Source organism: Coprococcus intestinihominis (assembly GCF_040096555.1).
Lineage (GTDB): Bacteria > Bacillota > Clostridia > Lachnospirales > Lachnospiraceae > Coprococcus_A > Coprococcus_A intestinihominis.
On sequence record NZ_JBBMEK010000230.1, the window covers coordinates 1 to 5418 of the forward strand.

Annotated in this window: 4 protein-coding genes and 1 pseudogene; all 5 read left to right on the forward strand. The window is 44.5% G+C overall.

Translation table 11 applies throughout. The features are described from left to right. Positions 1-77 precede the first annotated feature (77 nt). The 5 genes and pseudogenes from pta (at position 78) to WMO25_RS14335 (ending at position 5344) form a co-directional block, all read left to right on the forward strand. Positions 78-1064 carry a phosphate acetyltransferase gene (pta, locus tag WMO25_RS14315; protein WP_349085864.1) on the forward strand — a complete coding sequence of 329 codons (987 nt, stop codon included), beginning with the start codon at positions 78-80 and terminating at the stop codon, positions 1062-1064. Between the two features lie 363 nt (positions 1065-1427). Further along, positions 1428-2144 (forward strand): GTP pyrophosphokinase, encoded by a 717-nt coding sequence (locus WMO25_RS14320; RefSeq protein WP_015515368.1) that lies wholly within the window; start codon positions 1428-1430, stop codon positions 2142-2144. 181 nt (positions 2145-2325) lie between these two features. Then, positions 2326-4017 (forward strand): annotated as a pseudogene (locus WMO25_RS14325) (GspE/PulE family protein). A 12-nt stretch (positions 4018-4029) separates the two neighbouring features. Then, on the forward strand, positions 4030-5097 hold the full coding sequence (locus WMO25_RS14330; protein WP_349085861.1) for a type IV pilus twitching motility protein PilT: 1068 nt from the start codon (positions 4030-4032) through the stop codon (positions 5095-5097). Between the two features lie 43 nt (positions 5098-5140). Next, complete coding sequence (locus tag WMO25_RS14335) at positions 5141-5344, forward strand: hypothetical protein (RefSeq protein ID WP_349085863.1); 204 nt, start codon at positions 5141-5143, stop codon at positions 5342-5344. The last annotated feature ends 74 nt before the right edge of the window (positions 5345-5418 follow it).

Genomic DNA, 5418 nt, shown 5'->3' on the forward strand with positions numbered 1-5418 from the left:
GCCAAAAAAGTGATAAATTATATATGTGAGATTGTCAAAAGACAAATTTAGGAGGAATATATATCATGAGCAAGAATATGCAGGGTTTCGGTATGATGATTCAGAAACTGAAAGCATCACCGAAGAGAATCGTTTTTACAGAAGGTACAGATGAAAGAATTCTTGAAGCAACATCCCGTCTGTTGGCATCCAACTTCCTTACACCTATCCTTGTAGGCAAAGAAGATGAAGTTCAGGCAGCAGCAGAAGAATATGGTTACAATATCAGAGGTGCTCAGATCATCGATCCTGAGAACTTCGACAGAATGGATGAGATGATCGCTATGTTCTGTGAACTTCGTAAGAGCAAGAACATTCAGCCGGATGAAGCACGCAAGATCTTATCCGCAGGCAACTACTTCGGTACAATGCTTGTTAAGATGGGTGTTGCAGATGCACTTCTTGGTGGTGCTACATACTCAACAGCAGATACAGTTCGTCCAGCCCTTCAGCTGATCAAGACAAAACCAGGCAGCAAGATCGTATCTTCATGCTTCATCATGGTTCGTCCATCTGCTACAGGTGAGAACGAAGTATTAGCTATGGGTGACTGTGCGATCAACATCAAGCCAACAGCAGAAGAACTGGTAGAAATCGCTATCGAATCTGCTGAATGCGGCCGTATTTTCGGTATCGATCCGAAGGTTGCTTTCCTTAGCTACTCAACACTGGGTTCAGGTAAAGGTGAAGATGTTGACAAGATGCGTACAGCAGCTGCTATGGCGAAAGAAAAAGCGCCTAGCCTTCCAATCGAAGGTGAATTACAGTTTGATGCTGCCGTTTCTCCACGTGTTGCTCGTACAAAATGCCCAGGCAACCCAGTTGCTGGTCATGCGAACGTATTTGTATTCCCTGACATCAACGCTGGTAACATCGGTTACAAGATTGCTCAGCGTCTTGGTAACTTCGATGCATACGGCCCAATCCTGTTAGGTCTGAATGCACCAATCAATGACCTGTCTCGTGGATGTAACGCAGAAGAAGTTTACTCCATGGCTATCATTACAGCAGCATTAGCTGAATAATTGTAAGCGTGAGAACAGAATAGAATGACAGAAGAGAGGATATCCCATACGGACATTCTCTCTTTTTTCTTTTGTAAACAGGATTCCTCTTTAATATAATTTGAGTTTGACTGTTTACATTGTATATTTAATTTCATCATTTGCATTTTGTGTTCATTTCAATCGCTTAAGTAAAGAAAAAAATCAGTTGAAAAAAAGGAATATTCCTCATATAATATATGTATAAGTCGTATGATATTGTTACTGGGAATCAACATATATTCGGAGAGGAAGATGAATAACTGCTTCTCTCCGAATTTTCATGTGGGAAATGTTTGGATGTTATGATAATGGGGAATTAATAAAGAACAGGAGATAAGGGGTATGGATGAGAATACAGTCGCAGTGGGGAAAGATATTGATCTGGAGACGGTCATTTTGCAAAATGTGGATTTGGTGGAGAACATCGGTGCTTTCAAAGAAGTGGCAGAGCAGTTTCAGCAGCTGATGATGATGTACAGTTGTGCCATCAGGGAGGTGCGGACGAAGTTAGAGGTGCTCAATGATGAGTTTCAGGTGCAGCGCAGTCATAACCCTATTTCTTATATTAAGTATCGCGTGAAGAAACCGGGAAGCATTTTGGAGAAGCTGAAACGAAGAGGCTATCCGGTGACGCTGCAGTCTGTGGAGGAGAATCTTCATGATGTGGCCGGTATCCGTGTCATCTGCAGCTATGTGCAGGATATTTATATGGTGGCAGATATGCTGACTTCCCAGAATGATATTACATTATTGGAAGTGAAGGATTATATTGCCAATCCGAAGCCAAATGGTTACAGAAGTTTACATCTGGTTGTACAGATTCCGGTATTTTTTTCTGATGGATGCAAGCTGTTGAAGGTAGAAGTTCAGATCAGGACAATAGCCATGGATTTTTGGGCCAGTCTGGAACATCAGCTGAAATACAAGACGGAAGGAGATGTGCCGGATAGTATTGCAGCGGAATTGAAGGATTGTTCGGATGTGATCGCCAATACGGATCAGAGAATGCAGAATATATACAATACATTAAAGAAGGATCGTCCGGAAAAAGAAAATTAGTATAGTGTTACATATTGTAATGCGGGGTATCTGCGGTGAGAATGGGCAGATACCTCGTTGCTTTTTTGATAAATAATGCTAAGAAATGGTAAAAACATCGGTTGACACAGAGTTTTGGCATAGATATTATAGAAATAAATTAAGAAATCTTGCAAAAAAACCAGAAAAATGAGGCGATGAAATGGCCTTAAGGCGCGAAAGAATGAGACTTGGTGATATTCTCATCAAGCAGAATGTATTAACAGAAGAACAATTGAAGCAGGCATTGGAACTTCAGAAGGGTTCCGGCAAGAAGATAGGCGAAGTACTGGTAGACAGCGGCATGATCACAGAAGAGATGATCGTACGTGCGTTGCAGATGCAGCTTGGCCTTAAAGTCGTGCATCTTTCAGGGGTTGTTATCCCGAAGGAGGTCAGGAATCTTGTCAGTGTCAGTCTACTGAAGAAATATCAGTGTATTCCTTTTGAATTGGATCCGTACAATGCGAATATCCTGCATCTGGCGATGGCTGATCCAATGGATATGACAGCCATTGACGATATTTCCATTGTAACGAACCTGCAGGTTGAACCGTACATAGCAACAACCAGAGAGGTTTTGACAGCCATCGACCGCTGTTATGGAGCATCTGAGACCATGGATGCGGTTCGTAGATTTACAAGAGAGCGTGCACTGCTCAGAGGAACAGCTGAAGATGAAGGCGAGACCGATGTCAGTGATGCACCAATTGTGCAGCTTGTCCGCTCACTGATTGAGCAGGCAATCCGTCAGCGTGCAAGTGATATTCATATAGAAGCCTTAGAAGAAAAGGTACGTGTCCGCTATCGTATTGATGGTGCACTCTATGAGAAGATGGTTTATGATAACAGTCTTCTTCCGGCGATTGCCACACGTATTAAGATCATGGGAGACATGGATAGTTCTGAGAAACGTAAGCCACAGGATGGGCGTATGAGCATTGAGGTTGACAGACAGGAATATGATATTCGTATTTCGTCGATTCCGACGGTTCATGGTGAGAAGCTTGTGCTGCGTTTATCTTCCAAACTGAATCTGACAAGAAGCAAGAAGGAGCTTGGCCTTTCAGATGCTGAAATGGGAATTTTTGACCATATGCTAGCGCATTCATATGGCATTATTTTTGTTACCGGTCCAACCGGAAGCGGTAAATCTACAACTTTGTATACAGCCCTGAGTGAGCTGAATACAGAGAACGTCAATATTGTGACAGTTGAAGATCCGGTGGAAGCCGATATTGAAGGCATCAACCAGATTCAGGTGAATCCGAAGGTGAATCTGACATTTGCTTCGGCTCTCCGTTCAATTCTCAGACAGGATCCGGATATCATTATGATTGGTGAGATCAGAGACCGTGAGACAGCGTAAATTGCTGTTTAGGCATCTATTACCGGTCATCTGGTTGTATCTACGATGCATACGAATAATGCGGTGGGTACTTTGAACCGTATGGCGGATATGGGTGTTGAAAGCTATCTGATAGCGGATTCCATGGTGGGTGTCATTGCACAGCGACTGGTAAGGAAGCTTTGTCCGCATTGCAAAAAGTCACATATGGCTACCACAGAGGAGAAGAAACTGCTCAGACTGCCGCCGGATAAGGAGAAAGAGATTTATGAACCCGGCGGCTGCCATTTATGCAATCAGACAGGTTATTTCGGACGTATCGGTGTCTTTGAGATGATGGAAGTCAATGACGATATGCGCAAGTTGATTTCATCCAATGCGTCTACAGAGAAACTGACAGAGGCGGCCAGAAGAACAGGCATGCACACAGTGCGTGAGAATGCCGTTCAATATGTCTTAGATGGTGTGACCTCCGTAGAGGAGATGCTGCGTGCATCCTATGAATAGGAATAGAAGAGCATGTATAGTTTAGATGAAATTTTGCGGATGTCTGTGGAAGAAAAGGCCTCAGATATTCATTTTACAGCAGGGTGTCCGCCTTATTATCGTATTGACGGTGTACTGACACCACTTAAAGGCGACAAGTTGCAGCCAACAGATCTGGAAGCATTGCTGCTGCCGATTTTGGACAATCGTCATAGAAACGAGTTGGAGACAAATGGACAGACGGACATGGATTATGCCATTCCGGGAGTCGGACGATTCCGTGTCAATGTTTATAAGCAGCGCGGTACTCTGGCTTCGGCCATGCGTTGTCTGCCATTTTCCATACCTGATGCAGACAGTCTTGGAATACCGGCGGAAGTACAGGCACTGACAGCTAAGAAGAGAGGCCTTGTATTGGTGACAGGGCCAACCGGAAGCGGTAAGTCCACAACACTGGCATCGCTGGTGGATATTATGAACAGGAAGTATCCGTATCATATTATTACGCTTGAAGATCCGATTGAGTATCTGCACAGACATCAGTACTCCATGGTGAATCAGCGCGAGATCGGCAGCGATTCCAATGATTATGCACAGGCACTCAGGGCGGCACTTCGAGAGGACCCGGATGTGATTCTGGTGGGCGAGATGCGAGATCTGGAGACAATATCCACGGCGTTAACTGCGGCCGAGACGGGGCATCTTGTCTTATCGACACTGCATACCATCGGTGCAGACAAGACCATTGACCGAATCATTGACGTTTTCCCACCGAATCATCAGCAGCAGGTGCGCATTCAGCTGGCATCCGTGCTGGAATGTATCATTTCACAGCAGTTGATCCGCCGGGAAGATGGAAGAGGACGAGTGGCTGCATTGGAGGTACTGTTTGCCAATACGGCGATTCGCAATATGATCCGTGAGAACAAGACTTATCAGATTATTTCCACGATGCAGACAGGCAAGCGTCAGGGCATGCAGACCATGGATGATGCCATTTATGAATTGTTTCTGCGCGGTGATATCAGTGCGGATTCTGCGGTTTCCTATGCACAAAAGCCTGGGGAGATGAGTGGCAAAGTCAATTTTGATATGCCATAAGATGCCGTTAATGAAGATTAAAGAATGAAGAGAGGACGAGAAAATGCCGGGATTTTCTTATGTGGCTGTCGATCAGGCAGGCAAAGAGATAAAGGGCAGTATAGATGCGGAAAACAGTGAGAGAGTCGCGGAAACCCTCAGAAGAGACGGGTTGCTGCCTTTGTCGATCAAAGAGCAGGGTGTACTGAACAAGGAAATTGACTTCGCCATCGGCAAAAAGGTTAAGCCAAGAGATCTGAGTGTTTGATATTGTCAATATTGGTTGACACATTTATCTCAAAGATATCACTGCCTATGCAGCCAGTCCCAGAGATTGGTAGT